This is a genomic window from Necropsobacter massiliensis, from assembly GCF_000827595.2.
Lineage (GTDB): Bacteria > Pseudomonadota > Gammaproteobacteria > Enterobacterales > Pasteurellaceae > Necropsobacter > Necropsobacter massiliensis.
Genome location: NZ_LN776193.1, coordinates 31,724 through 52,328, shown reverse-complemented (window position 1 = coordinate 52,328; position 20,605 = coordinate 31,724). Strand labels below are relative to the sequence as shown.

24 protein-coding genes are annotated in these 20,605 nt (G+C 47.1%); 1 reads left to right on the top strand and 23 read right to left on the bottom strand.

The window, feature by feature from the left end; all coding sequences use genetic code 11:
- Positions 1–19: 19 nt before the first annotated feature.
- Genes BN3349_RS12165 through BN3349_RS10975 form a run of 9 tightly spaced genes read right to left on the bottom strand, consistent with a single transcriptional unit; the run spans position 20 to position 8,716 of the window.
- Positions 20–994, bottom strand: coding sequence for a pyocin knob domain-containing protein (locus BN3349_RS12165; RefSeq protein WP_052461938.1), 975 nt, complete (start codon positions 992–994; stop codon positions 20–22).
- Entirely contained in the window at positions 995–1,573 is a 579-nt protein-coding gene (locus tag BN3349_RS11010; RefSeq protein WP_040977434.1) for a phage tail protein I, read from the bottom strand.
- Positions 1,566–2,663 (bottom strand): baseplate assembly protein, encoded by a 1,098-nt coding sequence (locus BN3349_RS11005; RefSeq protein ID WP_040977433.1) that lies wholly within the window; start codon positions 2,661–2,663, stop codon positions 1,566–1,568. The genes BN3349_RS11010 and BN3349_RS11005 overlap by 8 nt, the downstream gene beginning before the upstream one ends.
- A 9-nt stretch (positions 2,664–2,672) precedes the next feature.
- Positions 2,673–3,035 (bottom strand): GPW/gp25 family protein, encoded by a 363-nt coding sequence (locus BN3349_RS11000; protein ID WP_040977432.1) that lies wholly within the window; start codon positions 3,033–3,035, stop codon positions 2,673–2,675.
- A 54-nt stretch (positions 3,036–3,089) separates the two neighbouring features.
- Positions 3,090–3,626 (bottom strand): phage baseplate assembly protein V, encoded by a 537-nt coding sequence (locus BN3349_RS10995; RefSeq protein WP_040977431.1) that lies wholly within the window; start codon positions 3,624–3,626, stop codon positions 3,090–3,092.
- The gene (locus BN3349_RS10990) at positions 3,613–4,677 is read right to left on the bottom strand and encodes a phage late control D family protein (protein ID WP_040977430.1); all 1,065 of its coding nucleotides are present in this window, start codon (positions 4,675–4,677) and stop codon (positions 3,613–3,615) included. Before BN3349_RS10990 ends, BN3349_RS10995 begins: the two co-directional genes overlap by 14 nt.
- The gene (locus tag BN3349_RS10985) at positions 4,670–4,903 is read right to left on the bottom strand and encodes a tail protein X (RefSeq protein ID WP_040977429.1); all 234 of its coding nucleotides are present in this window, start codon (positions 4,901–4,903) and stop codon (positions 4,670–4,672) included. Before BN3349_RS10985 ends, BN3349_RS10990 begins: the two co-directional genes overlap by 8 nt.
- Entirely contained in the window at positions 4,881–5,825 is a 945-nt protein-coding gene (locus tag BN3349_RS10980) for a phage tail protein (RefSeq protein WP_040977428.1), read from the bottom strand. The genes BN3349_RS10985 and BN3349_RS10980 overlap by 23 nt, the downstream gene beginning before the upstream one ends.
- Entirely contained in the window at positions 5,825–8,716 is a 2,892-nt protein-coding gene (locus tag BN3349_RS10975) for a phage tail tape measure protein (protein WP_040977427.1), read from the bottom strand. Before BN3349_RS10975 ends, BN3349_RS10980 begins: the two co-directional genes overlap by 1 nt.
- Positions 8,717–8,756: 40 nt before the next feature.
- On the opposite strand from BN3349_RS10975, the gene BN3349_RS10970 reads away from it, so the two are divergent.
- Positions 8,757–9,047: a hypothetical protein gene (locus tag BN3349_RS10970; protein ID WP_040977426.1), complete on the top strand. Its 291-nt coding sequence runs from the start codon at positions 8,757–8,759 to the stop codon at positions 9,045–9,047.
- 12 nt (positions 9,048–9,059) lie between these two features.
- On the opposite strand, the gene BN3349_RS10965 is transcribed toward BN3349_RS10970, so the two are convergent.
- From BN3349_RS10965 to BN3349_RS10900, 14 genes are all read right to left on the bottom strand, one after another.
- The gene (locus BN3349_RS10965; RefSeq protein ID WP_011199273.1) at positions 9,060–9,191 is read right to left on the bottom strand and encodes a GpE family phage tail protein; all 132 of its coding nucleotides are present in this window, start codon (positions 9,189–9,191) and stop codon (positions 9,060–9,062) included.
- Between the two features lie 17 nt (positions 9,192–9,208).
- Positions 9,209–9,490, bottom strand: a complete 282-nt coding sequence (locus tag BN3349_RS10960) for a phage tail assembly protein (RefSeq protein WP_040977425.1) — start codon at positions 9,488–9,490, stop codon at positions 9,209–9,211.
- Between the two features lie 88 nt (positions 9,491–9,578).
- A complete protein-coding gene (locus BN3349_RS10955; protein WP_040977424.1) occupies positions 9,579–10,097 on the bottom strand; it encodes a phage major tail tube protein in 519 nt (172 codons plus the stop codon).
- A 13-nt stretch (positions 10,098–10,110) separates the two neighbouring features.
- Complete coding sequence (locus BN3349_RS10950) at positions 10,111–11,505, bottom strand: phage tail sheath family protein (protein ID WP_040977423.1); 1,395 nt, start codon at positions 11,503–11,505, stop codon at positions 10,111–10,113.
- Positions 11,506–11,514: 9 nt separating this feature from the next.
- Positions 11,515–12,021 (bottom strand): Gp37 family protein, encoded by a 507-nt coding sequence (locus BN3349_RS10945; RefSeq protein WP_040977422.1) that lies wholly within the window; start codon positions 12,019–12,021, stop codon positions 11,515–11,517.
- A gap of 2 nt (positions 12,022–12,023) precedes the next feature.
- On the bottom strand, positions 12,024–12,458 hold the full coding sequence (locus tag BN3349_RS10940) for a gp436 family protein (RefSeq protein ID WP_040977421.1): 435 nt from the start codon (positions 12,456–12,458) through the stop codon (positions 12,024–12,026).
- Positions 12,458–12,679, bottom strand: coding sequence for a DUF7210 family protein (locus BN3349_RS10935; protein ID WP_040977420.1), 222 nt, complete (start codon positions 12,677–12,679; stop codon positions 12,458–12,460). Before BN3349_RS10935 ends, BN3349_RS10940 begins: the two co-directional genes overlap by 1 nt.
- A 114-nt stretch (positions 12,680–12,793) precedes the next feature.
- Positions 12,794–13,738 (bottom strand): major capsid protein, encoded by a 945-nt coding sequence (locus BN3349_RS10930; RefSeq protein WP_040977419.1) that lies wholly within the window; start codon positions 13,736–13,738, stop codon positions 12,794–12,796.
- A gap of 42 nt (positions 13,739–13,780) precedes the next feature.
- A complete protein-coding gene (locus BN3349_RS10925; RefSeq protein ID WP_040977418.1) occupies positions 13,781–14,890 on the bottom strand; it encodes a hypothetical protein in 1,110 nt (369 codons plus the stop codon).
- Positions 14,891–15,117: 227 nt separating this feature from the next.
- Positions 15,118–15,579, bottom strand: coding sequence for a phage virion morphogenesis protein (locus BN3349_RS10920; protein ID WP_040977417.1), 462 nt, complete (start codon positions 15,577–15,579; stop codon positions 15,118–15,120).
- A 118-nt stretch (positions 15,580–15,697) separates the two neighbouring features.
- On the bottom strand, positions 15,698–16,975 hold the full coding sequence (locus BN3349_RS10915; protein WP_040977416.1) for a phage head morphogenesis protein: 1,278 nt from the start codon (positions 16,973–16,975) through the stop codon (positions 15,698–15,700).
- Entirely contained in the window at positions 16,968–18,422 is a 1,455-nt protein-coding gene (locus BN3349_RS10910; protein WP_082024913.1) for a DUF935 domain-containing protein, read from the bottom strand. The genes BN3349_RS10915 and BN3349_RS10910 overlap by 8 nt, the downstream gene beginning before the upstream one ends.
- A gap of 99 nt (positions 18,423–18,521) precedes the next feature.
- Positions 18,522–20,057: a terminase large subunit domain-containing protein gene (locus BN3349_RS10905; protein WP_048736767.1), complete on the bottom strand. Its 1,536-nt coding sequence runs from the start codon at positions 20,055–20,057 to the stop codon at positions 18,522–18,524.
- Positions 20,054–20,605, bottom strand: a complete 552-nt coding sequence (locus tag BN3349_RS10900; protein WP_011199287.1) for a DUF3486 family protein — start codon at positions 20,603–20,605, stop codon at positions 20,054–20,056. Before BN3349_RS10900 ends, BN3349_RS10905 begins: the two co-directional genes overlap by 4 nt.

Here is a 20,605-nt window from a genome sequence, read left to right as displayed (position 1 = left end):
TCCTTGAGTATTTTTTTATTTAATAACCAATGGCGAAAATAGTGAAAAGTCCAACTGACTCACTTTTTAATGTTTCAATAGTAAAATTATTTTTTGTACTATTTGTCACATAAATAATACCACCGCCATTTCCTGCCGCACTTCGATCTGTAGCAAAGACTTGAAGACAATTGTTAGGAAATGTGATTGGGAACGCACTTGTCACTGCATCCGTTGTTGGCTGTGAATAACTACCCCATTGAAGAATGAGACCATTAGGAAATTTTGTCCAACCATTACCATTAAATGACTGCCCAAAAAGTCTCTTGATAGAGTTCTCGGTGACTAGTTTTTGCCAAGGTTTCCATGTATCGCTGCGACCACCCCAACTTGTACGAAACCACACTTCACCGTCATTATCTGGATAATAGAATTGCGCGCCGAAAGATAGACCTGTTAATGTCACTACAAGCCCCCAGTCATACGCTCCTATTGGTGAGTTTGGTAATGACTTCATCGCGTTGACGTAATGAATAGAGTTTTTACCGTGGAGAGCATTTAGGTCACCATTATATATCCCTACAACATTAATCCCGTCTGTAATACCATAACCCTCCAAGGTTGTTGCTTTATTCGCTCTTTTAGCAATTTCAGCCAACAACGTGGCTTTAAGATTACCGTCAGAGCCTAATGCCGTCGCAATCTCAGCCAACGTATCTAATGTGGCTGGCGCTGAACCAACAAGAGCTGCAATCGCGGCTTTTACAAATGCAGTAGTAGCAACCTGGTTATTATTGACTGTCTGTGGAGCTGTTGGGGCGGTTGGAGTGCCAGTAAATGCAGGACTTGTATTTGGAGCGCGTTTTTCAACTTCTTCTTTCAACCACTCCGTCCGTTTTCCCAACTGAATTGCCTGACGGTTATCAATGCCGTCTGGTCCACCTATAATAAGGTCTGAGGTTTCAAGCTGATAGATTCCTTCAGTCCATTCTGGAGTTAAGATTAAATTTGCCATTTATGCTGTTCCTCGAGCAAATTGCCCATTTCTTTTGAATTTACCATTACGTCTTAATGCAACAGATTGATAATCAAGACTTTCTAAAACACATCGAGCAGGTGCAAATACTTGTAGTGTTTTTCGTAATAAACTCGCTTGGTCATTAGTAATCGGCAGACTTAAGATAATGTGATAATGAGCCCATTTCTCAGGCTGACCATGATAAAATTTTCCGTCTCGACGAATTTCCCCATCACGTTTATAACCTGATAAGCTTTCAATAATTTCCACTTCGCCAAATCCAAGCTGGCGGATAATTTCACGTATCGCCCACGGTGTGCCTTTATAGCGGTGTAGTTCCACCGCACTCTTAATGAGTTTGCGTTTGGCATCTTCGCTTTCTGCTAATAACCAGCCGTCGTAGCCTGTGACACTCCATTTTTCTGCCAATAGTGGCAAAAACTCGGCTGGCACTAAATCGACAAAACTCGTCATAATTTGCGCTTTATCAAGCGAATTTAACCGCTTGCCAAGGTCGGCAAGTGCGGTGAATTTTTTATCTGTTTCGATAATTGCAGGGTATTGCAACTTAGCCATCTTGCCGTTCCCCATTGATATTTATGGTGATGCTTTCACATTCCGCCCATTGTTGTTTAGTGAGTTTGGTAAGCTGTGGACTGGTCAATGTGACGTTATAGACCCCAGCTACTTTTAACGCTGATTGAATATCTAACGGCACAATATCTGCCCCCAATGTTTGTTTGCGAAATGAAATAAAGGCACGCAAGGCGGTTTCGGCTGCCGCTTTCACTTCATTTTCTGCGACGGTTTCGAGCAAGTCTAAATTAGCGACCACCGAATACCCCACACGCTCAGGCGAACTGACAATCACGGTGTCGCACAACGGACGACGTTTTTCGCCGCTAATATAGTTTTTCACTTTGTTGAGCAAAATTGACGACGGCAAACCTTGTTTGGTTAGCACTGTCACTTGCACCGTGCCGCCCGCAGGCGTGGCAATATTCACATCAGCGATATATTGCGATACGCTGCGAGTATGATATTCATAAGCCGCCACCGAACCACAGGTAGTAAAAGCTTCAGGCGCAAGCAAAATGCGTTTGCGATAATCGTCATCGCTTTCGATATCAATACCGTTGTCTGACACATCAATGTTGCTGACATTCACCTTCGCGTCGAACGTACTTTTCAGCGTTTTTACTTGCCCTAATTGCCAACCGTTGCCCACCGTGCCTGTGGTTTGGCAAACGCCAACCACGTCCACATAAGATTCCGTTGAACCAATGCGAACCTCCGTATCGGTAGCAAACACCACGTTATCGGTCGCTGCAACCAGTGTACCTTTGGGAATAACCACCGCTTCGTGTTCACCATCCACCGAAAAACGCAAAGTCACCTCCGCAGGTTGGTCTGATAAGCGATAACAGCCCATCGGTTCGCCGCATAAATCCAATGCAAGCCCTGTGGCAAACTGCGGAAAGGTTTGTAAAAAAGCGTGGTTAATGCCTTGGCGAACCAGCTGTTCACGATAAGCGTAGGATTGAATAATTGAGCGTTCAATATGAGCAGGTTGTAGCGTTTTGCCTGTGCGTTTTTCGTAGTCCGCAATGGTTTCTGCCAGCACGGTCTTCACGTCATCATTGATAATTTTGATTGCTTCTGTCATTACTAAACCTTACGCTTGCACTTGTGTTCGATAAATTTCACGGTAAACGTCATCCGTTAAAGACCACAACACCGTAAAGGTAAAATGTGGTGCTTGTCCTTCTACTAACACTTCATCAATTTCAATGCGTGTTTCCCATTTTTGCAGCGCTTGCGTGATTTCACGCGCGACATTTGGCACAGCCACATCTTCTGGGTAGTCGATGTAGCGAAAATGGTCAGAGCCAAATTCAGGGCGGAGAATATCCGTGCCTTTCTGCGTAGAAAGGATGTTCGCAATGCAAAGATGAATATCATCAATGCCTGAAGCGACAGAAACACCGTCAGCTTCAGGGGCTAATTGCCAGTGAGTAGATTGGATTTGTGTATTCATAGCCCCCATTATCGGGGGCGGAAGGAATTTTGGATTTTAAACCAAGTTAAAGAATTATTTATTCGGCTGTGGACTGCTACCGTGCGTATGCGTGCCTAACTCAACAGTGCCTTGTATCACTTTCGGTGCAGATACTTCTTCGCCTGAAGTGATTTTGCCTGTTGCATGCAATTTTCCATTTACAACTGTATCCGCGTTAATTGTAGCGCCAGCATCAGCGGTAACGGTAACATGTCCTTTCGTATTCACAACCACATCGCCTGTTTTGCGATTGTGCGAAATTTCAGTGCCGTTTTTAAATTTATGACACCATATTTCCGCATTAGCAACGGGCGTGGGGTCTTGGTCGTTATAAATTGCCCCCAGCACGCAGCCGCCTTCACCACGGGCATCCAGTAAAAGTGCCACCAATTCACCCTTATCCGGCAAGCAATAAAACTGATTACCGCCGGCGTTGGGAGTAAGAAAAGACAGCCACGCGGTTTCCAAATCCTCAAGCGCGGGGATTTTACACCGCACTTTGTGCTTGGCGGCGTCCACTTCAGTCACAATACCTTCTTGATAAGTGGCACCGAAATTATGCGTTTGCATTGGTTTTCTCCATTCCTAATGTGATTAGATCATCAGCGATAAATTCCAACATTCGCACTTCAATCTCGGTGGTGTAGCCTGAATTTCGTCCGAAACTGTGGCGAGAAGATTTAATCAGATACTTACCACTAAATACGCCTAAATTTTTGAGCAAAATTGTCGCTCCTGCTACCAGTTCGGGATTGCCGATTAACGTAATATTACCTGCGGTTTGGTCGTCGTTTTGTTCTGCCAAAGCCGCTTCGCCACGTGCGTCGATTTGTTCTTGGGTTTCTCCACGGGTCACCACTTTCAGCGTGTCCTCACTTAACGCTTTCGCCTGTTTGAGATTAGGACGAAGTGCGGTCGCTTTTTTGCTTTTTTTTACTAATTTCTTACCATTGGCATCAAAACCGCTGATTTCCACCGCTTTCGCCGTGTCTTTAATGCGATCTCGCAAGCTCAACGTAATAGTATCTCGTTCTTCCAACACCAATACAGGCTCGCTCTTCCCCAGTTCGCTTTTGTCGGTAAAAACCAGCTGACTATCCACTATTTTAAAACTGTGATGATATTCACGCGCTAAACGTGCTAAAAACTCCACATTACTTTCTTGATATTGCGTGATGCGTTTAATCGGAATGGCTTTGATTTTGCCGACGACTTTCAGCTTCAAACTATCTGCCACTTTTGCCACCACTTGGGCAAGTGTAGTGTTCTCGTAGGCTTTTGGTTTCAGTGTGCGGTTAGCTTTGCTTATGCCTGTGCTTAGTGCTTTTAAATTAATGGTGGACGGTTTATAGCGGTATTCCACTTCGTCAATTTCAAACTCACCAATATCAACCAACAACGAATCTTTATAACCAATCGCCGCTCTTAATTTATCGCCTTGGATCGGAAACCATTGGCGCACCCACTTGCCGCTGATATCTTCAAATTCCACCGTTAACTCATCGCTTTGTCCTTCCAAATGGTCGGTGTAAGTAAACTGTACTAAGTGCGGTTCAATATCTGCTGTGATGTTGGTTTTCTCATAAAACAATGAAAAGTCAGGCTTTGGTACGTTACTCATTTGTTCCCCTTAGCCAAGGCGGCATATTTTCATTGCTGGTTGGTTTCACATTTAACACAGGGATATAAATGGTCACGCCCGTCGGCAACACTTCGCAAAAGCTGATATGTGGATTAGCATCAATAATCCGTCCATATTCCAAGGCGTTGCCGTAATACTGATAGCTTAAGTTATCCCAACGTTCGCCCTGTTTGACGATATGCTTAAGCAAGGTCTGTGTCGTCATTGTCTTTCTCCGTATCAGGTTCATCATCGGCACGCAGCACGATCCAAGCGGTCATTTCTGCTACAGGTTTTGCAAGATTGTCGAAACTGTCATTGACCGCCGATAACGCATTATCCGCAGGTGTGAACCAATTCGACCAATCATTGCCCGACGCATTGGTGAAACTGTCTTTCATTATTTGCAAGTCGGTATAAATATCATCAATTTTATGACTAAATTTGACCGCACTTGGTAATAAATCCGATAACCCACTTAGCGTATTACTCAATCCCGTGATTTCGCCAAAACTGCCTAACGCTCCATCCAAATTCCGCAAAGCAAGGGGCAAATAACCGAGGGCCGTTGCCGGGTCATTAGCGAATTGTCTTATTACCGTCATAGTGTCTTGCACTTCATTGACCAAACGCTTGCCTTGGTTGTAAAGTTCTACACCACGACTGACAGCTTGTTTTACAGTAGATAATGTGCTGACAACCCCACTGGGTAAAATGCTGCCGAGTAACGAACCACTGCCAAAATTCAACGCATCACCTAATAAACCGTCGTCCATATCGCCGACAAATTCTTTTAAGCTGATGTTCATCTCACGACAAAGGGCATTACCATATTTATCGGTAAACAGAGTGGTGGAAGAAAGCTGAATAATCACATAATCGCCTTTATATTTGCCACGTCCCCAAATCAACGCCAAGGCTTGTTGTTCCGCTTTGGCAGTAAGTAATGCCTGATAGCGACTTTCTACGCCACCGATTTTGTGGTGCAGACGAATAGCAAAGCTCAATTCATTAAGTTTTTCGCCCATTGCTTGCAACCGTGGTTTGCCTTTCAGCACAGCATGTTCGGCAAATTCAGCGGCAAAGGTTTCACTAAATTCTGTTAAATCAATGGCTTCCAGGGCGATATTGCCCAACATAAAATACATTAGTAGGCTCTCCGTTGACGTTGGTCTAACACGCGATTTAACAATCGCTCGAAATCATGGGCAGTCATTTGCAAAGCTTGCGTAATTTGCTCTGTCACTCCTTGCGGAGCATTACCGTTTATATTAATGGTTGGGTTAAAGTTTACGACAATGCCGCCTGCATCTCGGTTTACTGCACGTTGTGAAACGGCATTTCTGTTCAGCGGTTCATAATCACTGAAAATCAACGAATCTCGACCGCCTGCACTTGGGTTAAAATCAGGTGTTTTCAAGCTCGATTGGTTTAATCCGAGCAAGTTGCCGACAACATTTGCCCCAAATTTCACATCGTCCCAAAGCGAACCCCAAAAGCCTTTTTCTTTGCTTAAAATAGGTTCCGCTATAGTTTTCACTGGTGTAAAAAATGGCTCAGATTTGACTGTACTTTGCATTTTATCCAGCGTTTGCATTCGTTGGATATATTGCAAGCGTGCGTTTTTCATCGTTATAGGCGTTGGCATTTCAGAAGTCTGAACATTTGGTGCCAAATCCTGTTCGGATTTGAGCGCACTTTGCATCGGTGCCGGTTTCGAAGCTTGCTTAACCGATTTTTTGGTTACTGGCGTTTTTACTGATTGCACAACCGGTTTTATGGGGACAGCAATAGCATTTTTTGCCATATTCACTGCAAAATCTGCCATATCTTGCGCTGGGTTTTTAACTCCCATTGGTTGTATGACCGGTACCGAAATGCTTTTCGGTGCAGCATTTTTCATTTTGTCGCTCATTGTTGATACGACATTGGCAGCGTGAACGGCATTTTTTGCCATATTCACTGCAAAATCTGCCATATCTTGTGCTGGTTTTTTAACTCCCATTGGTTGTATGACCGGTGCCGGAATGCTTTTCGGTGCGGCATTTTTCATTTTGTCGCTCATTGCCAATACGGCGTCAGCCGCCAATACCGCATTTTTTGCTACACCAATTGCCAAACCTTGTGCGATATTATCGCCATATTCCATAAAAACGCGGCTCGGAGAATGGATTTTCATTTCCCCGGTAAACCAGCCTTTAATGGATTGCCCCAAGCCAATAACCCAATCTTTCGCACCGTTCCAGGCGCTTCGAATACCATTGACCAGCCCGTCAATGATATTTTTACCGAAACCGCTGAAGCTATTTGGCAAATCCACACCGAACCAACTCATCACAGGTTGGAAAATTTGATAGAATAATCCCAATGGCGACCAGTTCAGAATGGTGGCGGTGATGTTACCGATACCGGAGGAGAAGAATCCTTTGATATTGCTCCACGCCGCCGAGAAATATCCGGTAACGGTTTGCCATAAACTGCCGAATTTGGCGCTTAACCAGTCCCAGTTATTCCAAATCAGGTAGGCACCCAGGGCAATACCGGTAATCACCAAACCGATAGGATTCGTCAGCAGGGCACGCCCCATCATAAACATGGCTTTGCCGAATGTGAGCGCCATATCCAGCACTTTGACGCCCAAGGTAGCAAACAACAAACCGCCTAATTTCAGCCACTTGAACACCGTCCCCAATACGCCGACGAACATGCCTATCGGTTTAGACAGACCAATCCAAGCCATGCCTGAAACGCCGATAACCGCACTTAATGCGGAAAATCCCGTCACCACTCCGGCAATAGCACCGCCGACATAAATAAAGGTATCGACCAGACCTTCATGTTCTTTGGCAAAATCCGTCACTTGGTGCATGAGTTTCGCCAAACCGCCGGAAACCGTGTTAATAATCGGTAAAAATCTTGCGCCGACAACTTTAAAGAATTCATCCGTGCTTTGACTTAATAATTTCAGTCCGTTTTCCGTGGTAGCGGAACGGGCGGCGAACTCTTTCTCCATGGAACCGAGATATTTTAAATTGCCGTTGGCGTCGGTTTCCTGCAAAGTTCTCAGGCTTTTATCCAGCACATTCACATTGCCGGCCAATACGGCGACATCATCGGCATATTCACGCCCGAACAGATCAACCAACACACCCATGGCTTTGTCTTTCGGCAGCTTTTCCAATCGTTTCAGAAAATCCACTAATGCCGCTTGTCCGTCTTTGGCAATATTCCGTTTCAGCTGTTTGGCGGAAATACCCACTTGATTTAAGGCGCCCTGGAAGGCTTTGCCGCCTTTCTCCGCCGTCATTAATTTGGTCAGCATGCCGTTAATGGCGGTGCCGGCGACTTCCGGCGCTTTGCCTAAACTGATAAAAGAATTTGTCAGTGCCGCCGCCGCATTTTCGCTTAACCCGAACTGTTTTGCCGTCCCGCCGACGCGGCTCATGGCATTGACAATATCCGCCGCTCTTGCCGGCGAGTTATTGGACAGCTCATTAATAGCGTCGCCTAAATTGCCCAACTTGGTAATCGGAATGCCGTAGACATTGGCGATTTTTGCCATGGCGTCACCGGATGCATCGGCGGACATATCAAACGCCACTGACATTTTGGCAATGGTGGTGGTAAAGCTTTTCAAATCTTCTTCCGCCACACCCAACTGACCGCCGGAGGCGGTAATCGCAGCAAGTTCTTCCGCCGCCATCGGGATGGTGCGGGTCATATCCAGAATATCGTTGGACAGATTTTTAAAACCTTCCGGCGTTTTAAAGTCCACAACTTTTTTCACATTCGCCATGGCGGATTCGAATTTCATCGCAGGTTCCGCCAAACCCAGCACTGCATTGCCGGTGGCTTTAATGCCGGTCAAGGCACCGGTTACGCCAAGTGCGGTCATTTTTCCGAGCGTTTTTAACTTGGCGGAGGTCGCAACAGACTGATCCCGCAATGTGGCAATCGTGCTTTTTACCCGGTTGAGTCCGGCAATCGCACTGCCGACACTGGCGCCAATCATTAAAGCGATTGATAAATTGGATGACATGCTTTATAGTTCCTTTAGATTTCTACGGAGGCAAAGCGATATGCTTAAATTTATTGATACCCTGTTTCTGGTATTTGCCTGGTTACTGATGACGGTGGCGGGATTGGCTATGCTTTCGGTCGGCTTGTACTATTACCCGCTAATGACCGCCGTGTTATTCGGCTTGCTGTTGCTTGCTCCAGTGCTGATTGCAGCGGATAAATACCTGGCTAACATCAACATGCCGGCAAGTGCGCCAAAATGGTTGCAAGCCCGTCATGGCGCGCTGACCAATATTCAGCAAACCTTATGGCGAACAGCCGAAACCGAATTGAAAAAAGCTCACCATTAACAAACAAAGCCGCTAAACAGCGGCTTTCGTATAATTGGCATCAATCTGCCGTTTGGCTTGTTTAAGCCACCGTTCGATTTCATTCAGCGTCATTTCTTCCAATTCCGAATGGGAAAACCCAAACCAAAAAGCAAGATCCGCCAAGGCGTTATCCAGGTCGTCTAGGCTGACTTTCCCTGCACCATCTCCGTAAAGGCTTTTTGCAACTTGCCGTAGTCCGCAATATCCAATTCGTCAATATCTTCCGGCACCAAACCGACCAACTGGGCAAACATAAAGATTTCCTGTTCCGCTTCGGTTTTCTTTTCGCTCATGCGGCGCATATCTTTGGCTTTTGCGCGGCGCATTTTCAGTTCCGTTACGGTATTGCCTTCGCCGTCTTTAATCGGGTAATCCAACTGGATGGTGCGGAAAACCAATAAATCATCTAATTTCTGGGACATAAAAAAACTCCATTGTGGGTTATTGTTTAACTTCACAATGGAGTTTACGCCGACTGCCGGCGGAGAGATTTTAAAGAGATTTAAAGGTTTACTGCCCGATATTCGTGCGGTATTTACTTAATACATCTTCGCCGTTGACACGGAAAATATTGGCAAATACATCAATAAACAGGATTTCTTTGCCGGCAACGGTCTGCTTAATGGAATGCACCGTAAAGGTGTCGTCGAATTTGGCGTTTTCTTTGTTTTCCATATCCGTGCCGCCTATTTTCACCGAGGACACATTCATGATAGTGACCATCGGCTCTTCCGCCGCCAACCCTTGGGCATTAAATACTTGCAGGTTTGAACGACATTGCAGTTGGAAGTTTTTGAACGGGTTGTATAGCTTCGCACGCACTTCCGGGTAATAACTGTCCCAGTTTACGCCGCCTTCAATCGCTTGGGCGCCGGAAGGCAGTTTAATGGTACCGAAAAGGCCCAGCCCCTTATGGTCAACCATTTCAAATTCAATGTCGGGGATTTTGATTTGCTGCGCCTTGCCGATTTGTGAATTACCGTCGATGTACACATTGGCATTCACAATTTGATTAATCGCAATACTCATAGTTTATCTATCCTTATCGTTGTGATACCAGGTTCGCCAAATAAGTACGGGTCATCACGGATTTATTGCTAATCCGCTCGCCCGGAATTTTCGGCGTGTAATCGTAAATTAACGGAATCTGCCCCTGACTGAAGGCATCCACCAAATCATAGTCATAATCCAAGCCCACCGAATAACCGACCAGCGATTTTTGGCTACGCATGAAAGTATCAATAGTTTCAATAAAACTATCAATTAAGGCGTCATCAATCGGCTTATCAATGAACTGTAATTCCGTCTGACGAATAGATTCGTCGATAATATCACCGGTACGGGACGCCACTTCAAAACAGCTGATATGCGTTTCGGTCGGATAGTTTGATGAGCGGTTACCCCACAAGCGGAAACCCGTGCCGAAGCTGTTGAAAATCGTGGTAATCCCCACCGCATTTAAGCGATTGGTTTCCGATTGAATATCGTCTACACGTGCAGTCAACGGAATTTCCATACCGATAACGCCGCTGAGTTCGTGATTCGAGGTTGAAAACCAATAACCTTCATCCACGTCCACTTTCATACGCAAACCGGCCGCATGCGTAGCAAGGCTTTCCAGGTTATTGCTTGAACCCAGTGCATAAGGGAAGAAATGGCGTACGTTCTCGTTCGACGCTGATGCGTTAATAGTTCCCATTGGTCCACGACCTTGAATCGCTTTGGATAGGCTCGTGCCTTTCGGCAACTGAACGTACGCTTTGGCATGCATTTGGTCTGCCAGTGTTGCCAGAGCAGCCGCACAGCTGGCAGTTTTGTCGTATTCCGGGCAAATCAGAATTTTGGCGTCCGCACCGTACAGGTTAAAACCGTCACGTAAAAGTTCAAAGCCCTGGCGTTTACCGGTTAAACTGTCCACGCCGCCTTTGATGTCATCTTCAGTGACCTTTTCAGGGTCGGCATACACATAGCTTGCAGTTAAGCCTTGTTCGCCCGCCGCCACGGTTAAAGTGATTTCGCCCGCTTCGAGATTGACGCTGTAAGTTTCGCCTTCGGTTAATAGCGAACCGCCTAATTTGACATTAGTGACGCTAATTAAGCCTTTCTTCGCGGTCTTCGCCACAAGGGTGTTGCTGTCCTGAGTTAACACTTCGTCCGTCACTGTCGTACGGTGTTTCGCCGGGTCTAACACATTGACCACATACACCTGACCGCTGGCGTAGCGCGCCAAAATGTCGAAGGCATCAGGCAAAGTAAAGCCCTGGTCTAAAATGGTACCGAACTGCGAAAAGTCTTTTTTGGTTAAACAGACGGTCAATTCGTTCACTGCCCCCATGGCTGCAGTGCCGACGATACCGATAATCGCACCGTCTACGGTGCTGACTGCTACGGAACCGCCGTTTACACGTTTGGTTTCCGAGCCGTGGTGAAAAGCCATAATCTTCTCCTATGGTTTCTTAGGTTTCAAATCCGGTCGCACAGGTTGATCTGCGCGGCGTAAATGTGCGGTGACAAATTTCGGCAAATCCTGCGCCTGGATCTGTTGCACCTGTTGTGTTTCCGTTTGCAATATCAGTTGATATTGCCAGATACCGGTTTCTTCGTCGGTGCCGTTAAAAAATTCGTCCACCAACCAGCACTCGGTGCAATTTACGGGGCGGAACCCCACCATCAACAAGCGCAACTTATCCAGCAAATTCAACGCACCTTCATCATCATGCAAATCACGGGTCAGTACCGTCAGGGCGACTTGTACATGCCGGGTTTGCAGCACCGCTTCCGTGGTACGCGGTTTTTCGAATTTGCTTGCCAGGTAACTAATCAGCACCGCCCCGTTAATATGCGATAAAGAATACATCCCGGGGTTGTTGGGAAAGAGTTCCACATCCCATTCCGGCAAATTTTCTTTCAAATATTGTGCAATATCGTTCAGAATTGGTTGGGTGTCTGACATCGTTAATATTCGTCGGTATTTATGCGCTGAGTTGCCCGCACTTCGTATTCGCTGTTATCCGGCAGTAAATCGTCCGATTTTTCTACCGCACTTTCCGCAATACCTAAATGCAATTTGCCGTTAGCAATTTGTTCCAGTTCCTTCACCGCCTGGGTGTAGGTTTCTTTCACGGTTTCCGGCATTTTGGTTTCCGGGCGGCGCGCATACAGCCAATAGCGAGCAAGGGTTAATGCGTGTTGACTGATAAGCGTCGGCACCTGCGTAAGCGGCAGGGTGTAACGGGAACGTAACGCCGCATCAATCCGTTCCTCCGCCACTTTAATCGCAGTTTCCAGCACGGTTAAATTCGGCTCCATCGCCGCCGGCTCGTCATTGCTTAACTGCACCAGCGTTTTACGGGCAAATGCCGTGGTGAGCTCATCAATCGTTACGTACATTATTCAACCTTAGATTCGTCGCCTTTACCGGCGTCTTTTTGTTGCGTTTTTTTCGCGCCACCGGTTTGCTTATTGCTGTCTTCCGCCGGTTTTACGATGTCCAAATAAATACCCAGGTTTTCCGCCTGCGCTTCGTCCAATTCGATAGTAGCGCCGATGTCATAACGTTTGCCGTTATGCAATAACGGGCTGCCTTTTACGGTTGCAGTCACTTTTGCCATGATTGTTTCCTTATGTGTAATGTTGTTTCTGTTTAAGCTGTCTCAGCTCATATCATTCTGAAATGCACCGCTGGCGGCGCATTTGCCTAAAGTGCGGGCAAAATTTCGGAAGTTTTACACCGCGGATTTAATTAAGTAACCGGCGTCCGCCATTAACAAATATTCTTTGTTGATGTCGGTGGCGCGCGCGTTGTACACTTTGCCGCCCACTTCGTCGTATTTGTCCACCACAAAGGCACCCTGACGACGGAAGGTATAACCGAAGGACGGTTTATACATTTTGTGTTTGCCGTCCGCCGCTTTTTGCGGTACGTACGCCATCACGATGTCGCTTTCCCATACCGGTTGCGTATCCTGGTCTAATTGGGTGGTGTAACTTGCACGACCGATAGCGATTTGCAAATCATCCTGACCTTCACCTTTGATTAATTCGGCGAATAATGACGGTGAAAGGGATTTCAAACCGCGTTCTTTTAAGATTTCCAGCACTTCTTTGTGGTTGCGAATCGCCTTCCAGACATTTGAGGAAATCACAATACGGTTCACGCTTTTGCCGCTTGCCATGCGCACGGCTTCGAATGCGTCATCGAAGACTTTAAATAATTGCGAATCTGCGTGACTGAACTGGCTGGTGCCGGATAACACGATTTTGTTTTTCGCACCGTATGCGGCTTCGTTGGTGACTAAGGCTTTGATACGCAATTCGCGATTCAGCGCCATTTTTTCCATCACTAAATCGATGGCGAATTGTTCATATTCGAAGTCCGCTTCTTTACCTTCGCGGTAGTCAATCGGATAGGCTAAATCTTTTTCGCCTAATGCGATGTCTTCCGTGGTGACTTTCGCCGGCGTGATTTTATTGCTTGCCGCATGCAATTCGCGTTCGTCGTTTTCGGTTACGAACGCTTCTTTACCGAATTTAGGCAAGCGTGCGCCTTCTTTCGGTACATCGGCGATTGGCAATAATAATTCGCCCACGAATTCGTTATTGCGATAACCCAACGCATATTGGGTTAAGACGGGATCTGTTAGGCGAGTCGCTACTTTTTGTCCTGCCATTTTTATTTCCTTTGGTTGAGATTGATGGAGTTAACGTGTCAATTACTTCACGGCGCCTAAGGCGGTGACGTAATCCACATTATGTTCTTTCATGTACGCACGAATACGGCGGTCGAGTTCAATGCGGGTAGGGTCGTCCGTTTCCGCATATTCCACTTCGTCCGGCGGCGTGTCTTTCGTTTTGTCCGAGGTCGCCACTTCACCGAATTCAATGATTTTCGGCGATTGCGCAAGTGCGGTCTTAAATTGGCTTAATACGTCCTGTTCTTCGCCCTCCCCGAATTCCGGGTCTTTACCCGCTTTCAGGTCGGCAAGATTGTCGAGTGCGCGCACTAATGCGTCTTTCACGACCGGGGCAAGTTTGCCCTGTTTAACCAAGCCTTCGGCGAATTCCGCATTACCGGCTTTTTCCGCCGCCAACGCCGCTTCCGCCTGAGCGGCTTCCGCTTTCGCTTTTTCTGCTTTCAGTTTTTCGTTCTCCGCCTTTAAGGCTTCGATTTCTTCAGGTGTCATTCCAGTTTCTCCTTCGGGTTTCTGGGGTTCGTTAAAAATCGGTTCAGGTGTGACTTGTTCGGACTGCACCTGTTTCTGAATCTGGTCGCGCATCGCGTCTTCTTTCAACCATTCCACTTCAAAGTGGGGTAGGGCTTTGTCGGCGTCTTCAATGCCGAACTTGCCGATAATCCATTCGCGCAAACGGCTGAACAGGCTGGCTTGTCCCCAGTCGCTGAATTCCAGGAAGTCGTCATCTTCGGCAAACTCCACCTGTTTCAAGCCCTTAACGGCCGGGGGCATTGCCCCCAGAAATCCCACGTGGCGCAGTGACAGTACGCCTTTGTGCGGATTATTCGGGCTGTCCGGCAGATAAAATGCCGCAGAAACTTTTTTGAATTTGCCGCTTTTCACCATTTCGGCAAATTCGGCGTCCACTTCGTCCACATCAGCTTTCAGTACATCGCCGTCAAGGCTTAAGCCTTTCACCCAGCCCCATGCCGGGTTGTTTAATTTGGGATGACCGATCACCAAGGGCGCTTCATGGAATTCGGGGTTGTAAAATTTGACGGTGTCTTGCAGATCTTCGACGGTAATATCCACTTCGGTGCCATGGGCGTCCAAGCGTTTACCTGCTTTGAAAATTTCGATTTGGGTCATATTGCCTCCGTTACGGGGCAATCATAGAAAATTAACGGGGATTGCGCTTTTAATCACGTTTAAAGAATGAAAAAGAAGTGTGCAAACAGAAAATCAGGCGTGAATGATGTTTTAGGTCGTTTATGCGTATTTATAAACGCCTATAAACGGATTGGAGCAATAATTTATCGAATTTAAAATAAAAACGCACAGCGACGTTTTTAGGGCTTATTTTTGATTTTAGCGGGTTATTTGATTTTCCCCAGCGTTTTTTGCAGGTGTGCGGCCGCTTTTTTAAGCAGAGAATATTCGTTCTCTTTGTTCACGCCCAGCCACGGACGTGCCGGGATAGTAACCTGACGCTCCTTTCCGGCTTTACCGCCGAATTGGTGTAACGCCGCATAGACTTCCGGCGAACCGAATTCCACGCTATCATCCAGGATATTATAGGCGGTTTTGTTCGCCAAATTACCGTCTTGACGCAAAATCTTCAGCGATTTACCGCGCTTACGTTTCCGCGCCAGAGTTTTGGCGGCAAGAGGCGTCCAGGGTTTTCCGTTCGGGTCTTTCTCCGCTTTAAAGCGTTCGTCATGGATTTTCTTTAATTCCTCACCAAGCAAGGCATACAAGCGGCGCGGCTCTTTGAGCTGAGCGGCAATGGATTGCAGTTTTTTAACGGCTTGGGTGTCGTCTAAGGTGATTTTTATCATAGCGTTTGCCTTTTCTCAAAAGAGTGATATATTTGAATACACGGCGGGGGTTTCCTACTGGAAAGGTTGTGCTGTTAAAGGCTCATTATCCTGTTCGAATCAGGCAAACCGCCGTGTATTACAACTTACCCCACAACACTTCGTATTTGTGCATTCCCGTTGAATCCGTAAATAAACCACCGGTTGAAACCATATTCAATTTAAATGTTTGTTTCTTGCCCGTCAGCTGATCTTTCAGTTTTGCGTTATAGTCCATCTTAATTGCGACCTTACCATTCTCCGTATCGTACACGAATAGAAGGGTGTCCAACGCCTTATCGGGGTTTTCAAAACTTTCTTTTGCCTGCAACAATATGGCACTTGGGTTTCGCAATTTTTCCGGCAGATTCTCCCAAAACACCAACGGTAAGGCGATATTGGCATTCTGCTTAATCTCACGTAATCCGTGCAACACGTCTTTATCACGTACGGCAATCACCGCCGTTTGCGGGGCTTTATCAAGTGCGGTCAGTTTTTCAATAATTTCCGGCGCCAGCACGCCCACATATTTCAGCTGTCCACGCGCCACCTTCTCAGCGGCGACCGTATCCACCATATCTTTCATCGCCGCATTTAACATCGTCACTGCCAGCGGGCGTTCCAGAATATTTTCCACCAACAGGCTGGCAAATTTCGGTGCGGCGGTGATGAGCTTTTGCATTAACACCGCATCGATGGATGCGTTGCGCCGCTGTTTAACACGGTCGAAGTTCCACGGGGTGAATCCGACGTCGGTGCCTTTTGCCACGGTGACGGTGCGCGGATTGCCGGAACGAATACCGACGGTTTTCTGTTCGAATTCGATTTCCGGTGCCGTGCCTACTTTCTTGCCGTAACGACGTAAATCCGCCTCATCGTGCGCCACGACGGTGCAGTGACAGCCGTAGGCTTTAATCGGGTAATGATAACGCCACCACGGGTCGTCATAGCGCAGCACCAAACCATCCCATGCCATGTGTTGTTCGCGCGGATGAGCGTTGTCATTGTGCTGATATTCCCAATAGGGCATATCTTCCGCCATGTCTAAATGTTGTTGCAACCGTCCGCGGTTGTAGGCGCCGTACACGTTGGTGTCGTAAATAATACGGGTGCGCCAGTTGCGACCGCCGTTATATTCCCACCCCGTATTGGCAATGATTTCGTTAAAGCGCCGGCGAAAGCCTTCTAAGGTTTCTCCCTTCAGCACGGCGGCTTCCACCGCTTCACGCAAGGCGGTCAGCACTTCGTTGCGATTGGCGCCGGCGACCATAAAAAAATAATCGTGTTCTTCGCCAAGCACATCCAAATAGCTGTTGGTTTTCAGGTTAAGTTTCTTTTCGAAATACTTCGCCTGCTCCTCGAAGGTGAATTTACTCATCGCCTTTTACCTTGCGTTCATCATTAACGGATTGGCGCCCGGCTAATTCCGATACGGTGGACGCTATTGCCAGCAATTTTCCGTATTCCGCAAAACTTAATTCCGGAATCAGGCTGTCCAGTTGATTGCGGAAGTCTTCCAGGCTGTCCGCCTGAGCTAGACGGTCTTTCACCGTTTGCAACCAATCGCCCACCTGGCTTTCGCCTTCGATTTCCAGTTGTTCGATAATTCCGTCGGCAATAGGGTGTAAGCCTTGCTGATTATGTTCGGCAAACTCGGAAACCTGCGGATTTTTGACCGCACTTTGCGCCTGCTGAATTTCAATGTCACCGTCTTCAAAACCGTATTCCCGCTGAAAATATGTTTTAGAAAACCGCACGCCCATGTTGTGCAATTTTGTGTCGCGTTCCACTTGGGTAGTATTGATTTCAGCCTGTTCAAAAAATTCAAATTGAGGCAACTGTTCTACGTTGAAATTGTATTTCACAATCCATTGCAACAGGGTATTAAAGGTTTCTTCAATCATTGCGCGGTCATCGGCACAAATATCCTCCGCCACCTCAAGCCCGGCTTGTGCGCTGGCGCGATTGCTTTCCTGTTCGGTGGTTTGATTCTGTCCGAGTAAAGCAATATTGATTTCAGCCTTGCAGAAGTTCAGGAATTTTTCAAAGGCATCGGTGCTGCCGGTTTTGCCTGCCGCCTCTTTAATTTCAATCGAACTGTCGTCCGGAATCACTGCAATTGCTGAGCCGATCATTGCCTCAAGGCTATCGGCTAAGCGGTCTTTATCGGTGATTTGTGCTGAACGGGGGTGCTTGCCAATCAGCCACGGCGAGCCGTATTTTTCAGTAAATTCCAGCCAAAATTTCAGCCCGCCTTTCTTAAAGGTCGCCGCCCAAAAGCAAAGCGAGAGATCGCCCAAGCCATAAGGGTTATCTTCGGTCGCTTCTTGGGTAGTGAGTAAGAATTTATCTTCCGGCAAGAGTTCGCCGTTTACCCAGTTTTCTTTGGTGCGGAAACGGAGTTGATTGTCTTCATCGAACACGAACCATTCCGGCTTTTTGCCGATGATTTCTAACGGCACAAACAAGCCGTCCCGTTCCCCCCACATCACTTCGCTGACCTGGTAACCGTATAAGGCGGCATTCAACATTTCGGTGATAATGTTATTCATCTTCAAACGGCTGAAAATCCGCTCAAGCTGAGCGTCCACTTTTGCGTTGTTAGTCGTGGTAATCCGCCATTCCAGCTTTTTCACCGCCGCTTTACGACGACGCACGCCGGAACGTACTTGTCCGTCGGAAAGTAATTCACGATAAACGGCAATGTCTTTTCCCATTTTTTTGAGTATAGGATCGGGATTTGGCAAATAATAGCCAAACGCCCAGAAATCAATACTTCTCGCCCGAGTGGCGATTTCAGTTACAAGGTTTTTATTTTTCATAATCCACCAGACAAGCTAAAACAACGAATACCCACCAAAAGGGCTTGTCGTAAAATAGTAAAAATGTACCTGAGAGCACAAGCGTTATAAATGCAATCATGGCTAATATCCTTCACTAATAGTTTGGCTACGCCGTGCGCGACGGGTGACCGCGACAACCGGCAATCGTACATCTTGTCGGGTGGCAAAGTGCAAGAGTAATAAGGCGATAGCCGTATCTCCGTGGCGCTTGTTTTTGCCGCCGTCCACGCTTTTTGCCCGTTTATCCGGGATGCGCGGCACACCGCGCACGATTTCGAAGGCGCGCAAGTCTGCCAATACATCGGCATTTTTCGGTAATTTGGTCAATGTGCCGTCTTCTAACGCTGCTTTAAACGGTGCGGTATTTTCCTTGTACCATTTCTCACTCAGCTGAATGATATGGATCAGACTGTCGCCAAAGGCGTCGCGGGCTTTTTCGGCTAATGAGCCGCCGTTTCCACCGCCATCAAATGCGGCGCCGCTGAACAATGGTAAGGCTTTCAAAATGTAAAGCACAATCTGTTCCTGTTGGGCATACGGCATATTACCCAGCTCGACAATAAACTGAATTTCATTGGTTAAATTCGGTTGTTGTGCGGCAATTACGAGCGAGGTTAAGTCGCCTTTGCGGGCAAAGTCTTCACCGACAAAGTGCGGTCGGGTTTTATCTAAATCATCTAACAGCGGTTGAATTTCTTCTTGGAGCCATTGCGCAATTTCTTTGGCGCGCACCGGTTCGTCAATGAGTTCAAAATCACGCGCCATTTCTTTGCGCACAAGCGGCGTATGCGAATGCATTTGGCTTTCGATAAGCGCACGGGATAACCATTTACCGCCGGAGTTTTTCGGAATGCAATCCAATTCTTCTGCGGCATCTTCGCCGTATGACGCTCTAATTTCCGCTTCCCATTGCTGTTCGCCTTCTTTCGAATAAGCCCGATTGGTACGTAGACAAATACGTTCATACAAGCCGTCTTTCATGGCATCTTCGAAGGTAATCGTGTGTAAGCTGTACGGTTTTTTGCCTTCTCGAATCTCTTGAATCAGTTCATTGAATGGATTATCCACACCATCGTGGGTGCTGATGATATGCACCCGACCGCCCCACATTAACAGCGCCATTGCGGCTTTGAGTAATTCGCTTAAGCAAGGGTGGAATGCGGCTTCATCAATAATGACTAAACCTTGTTTACCACGTAAGTTTGACGGGCTGCTGGATAGTGCGGTAATACGCCAATCGCTGGCAAAGCGAATGGTGAAGGCTAAAATGCTTTCTTTTTCATCGCCTTCTTTGAAAACTTCTTCCGTTTCTTCGATTTCACCGGCGGCAAGCCCGTAGAATTTCGCCCAGTTGGCACAATCCCGAATAAATTCGAGCGCCATATCTTTGTTATAGCCTACATACCACACATCCATACCGCTGTTACTCGCAGCAAGTAAGGCGCAATCGGCGGCTTCCCCCCAGGTTAAACCGATACGACGAGATTTTTCTACCACCTTGACGGGGTTAGTATCTTCACACCATCGTTTTTGATAGCCAAGCAACACCATTGGCGTGCGAGACAGCGCCTGCATAATAGGGTTGAGATCAAGTTCTACGGTTTGTTGTTTGCTCATTTGGTTGCAATACCTAAAATCTTACGGCGAATTTCATCGGCGACTTCATCACTTAAGCCGCCTTTCTTCACGACTCTTTCGACTTCCTTCGCCGCAGCTTCCGCCCGTTGTTTGACTTCCGCCTGATAGGCTTTCAGCTTGGTGCTGGCTTGGATAAGCGACGCGACATTTTTACCGGCAAAACTGAGCGCCTGGAATTTTTCCATCGGCGACATTTTTTCATCTTCTTTAGCATCTTCAATATCCACCAAGGCTTCGAAAAGTGACGATTGCAATAAGCCCATTAAGGCTTCACTGCGTTTGTCTTCTTTATCTTCCGCCCCTTCGGCGATAATGCGTGCCGCTTCGGTGCTGTCTTTGATTGCCTTGAAACGACGTTCAATCTTCTGTCCATAGCGATGTATCGCCGATTTGCTGATTTGATAGCCCTTTTCCTTCAGCAGTTCTTCAAGCTCCACATAGCCGGAAAAACCGTTTTCGGTTAAAGCGCGCTCAAGCCAGCGGCGGACATCTTCGGGCAGTTTTTCAATACTGGATCTTGGAGCCAT

Bases quoted from the DNA above. Each gene is read 5' to 3' on its own strand.
- BN3349_RS12165 (WP_052461938.1), bottom strand. From the start codon at position 994: ATGGCAAATTTAATCTTAACTCCAGAATGGACTGAAGGAATCTATCAG.
- BN3349_RS11010 (WP_040977434.1), bottom strand. From the start codon at position 1,573: ATGGCTAAGTTGCAATACCCTGCAATTATCGAAACAGATAAAAAATTC.
- BN3349_RS11005 (WP_040977433.1), bottom strand. From the start codon at position 2,663: ATGACAGAAGCAATCAAAATTATCAATGATGACGTGAAGACCGTGCTG.
- BN3349_RS11000 (WP_040977432.1), bottom strand. From the start codon at position 3,035: ATGAATACACAAATCCAATCTACTCACTGGCAATTAGCCCCTGAAGCT.
- BN3349_RS10995 (WP_040977431.1), bottom strand. From the start codon at position 3,626: ATGCAAACGCATAATTTCGGTGCCACTTATCAAGAAGGTATTGTGACT.
- BN3349_RS10990 (WP_040977430.1), bottom strand. From the start codon at position 4,677: ATGAGTAACGTACCAAAGCCTGACTTTTCATTGTTTTATGAGAAAACC.
- BN3349_RS10985 (WP_040977429.1), bottom strand. From the start codon at position 4,903: ATGACGACACAGACCTTGCTTAAGCATATCGTCAAACAGGGCGAACGT.
- BN3349_RS10980 (WP_040977428.1), bottom strand. From the start codon at position 5,825: ATGTATTTTATGTTGGGCAATATCGCCCTGGAAGCCATTGATTTAACA.
- BN3349_RS10975 (WP_040977427.1), bottom strand. From the start codon at position 8,716: ATGTCATCCAATTTATCAATCGCTTTAATGATTGGCGCCAGTGTCGGC.
- BN3349_RS10970 (WP_040977426.1), top strand. From the start codon at position 8,757: ATGCTTAAATTTATTGATACCCTGTTTCTGGTATTTGCCTGGTTACTG.
- BN3349_RS10960 (WP_040977425.1), bottom strand. From the start codon at position 9,490: ATGTCCCAGAAATTAGATGATTTATTGGTTTTCCGCACCATCCAGTTG.
- BN3349_RS10955 (WP_040977424.1), bottom strand. From the start codon at position 10,097: ATGAGTATTGCGATTAATCAAATTGTGAATGCCAATGTGTACATCGAC.
- BN3349_RS10950 (WP_040977423.1), bottom strand. From the start codon at position 11,505: ATGGCTTTTCACCACGGCTCGGAAACCAAACGTGTAAACGGCGGTTCC.
- BN3349_RS10945 (WP_040977422.1), bottom strand. From the start codon at position 12,021: ATGTCAGACACCCAACCAATTCTGAACGATATTGCACAATATTTGAAA.
- BN3349_RS10940 (WP_040977421.1), bottom strand. From the start codon at position 12,458: ATGTACGTAACGATTGATGAGCTCACCACGGCATTTGCCCGTAAAACG.
- BN3349_RS10935 (WP_040977420.1), bottom strand. From the start codon at position 12,679: ATGGCAAAAGTGACTGCAACCGTAAAAGGCAGCCCGTTATTGCATAAC.
- BN3349_RS10930 (WP_040977419.1), bottom strand. From the start codon at position 13,738: ATGGCAGGACAAAAAGTAGCGACTCGCCTAACAGATCCCGTCTTAACC.
- BN3349_RS10925 (WP_040977418.1), bottom strand. From the start codon at position 14,890: ATGACCCAAATCGAAATTTTCAAAGCAGGTAAACGCTTGGACGCCCAT.
- BN3349_RS10920 (WP_040977417.1), bottom strand. From the start codon at position 15,579: ATGATAAAAATCACCTTAGACGACACCCAAGCCGTTAAAAAACTGCAA.
- BN3349_RS10915 (WP_040977416.1), bottom strand. From the start codon at position 16,975: ATGAGTAAATTCACCTTCGAGGAGCAGGCGAAGTATTTCGAAAAGAAA.
- BN3349_RS10905 (WP_048736767.1), bottom strand. From the start codon at position 20,057: ATGAGCAAACAACAAACCGTAGAACTTGATCTCAACCCTATTATGCAG.
- BN3349_RS10900 (WP_011199287.1), bottom strand. From the start codon at position 20,605: ATGGCTCCAAGATCCAGTATTGAAAAACTGCCCGAAGATGTCCGCCGC.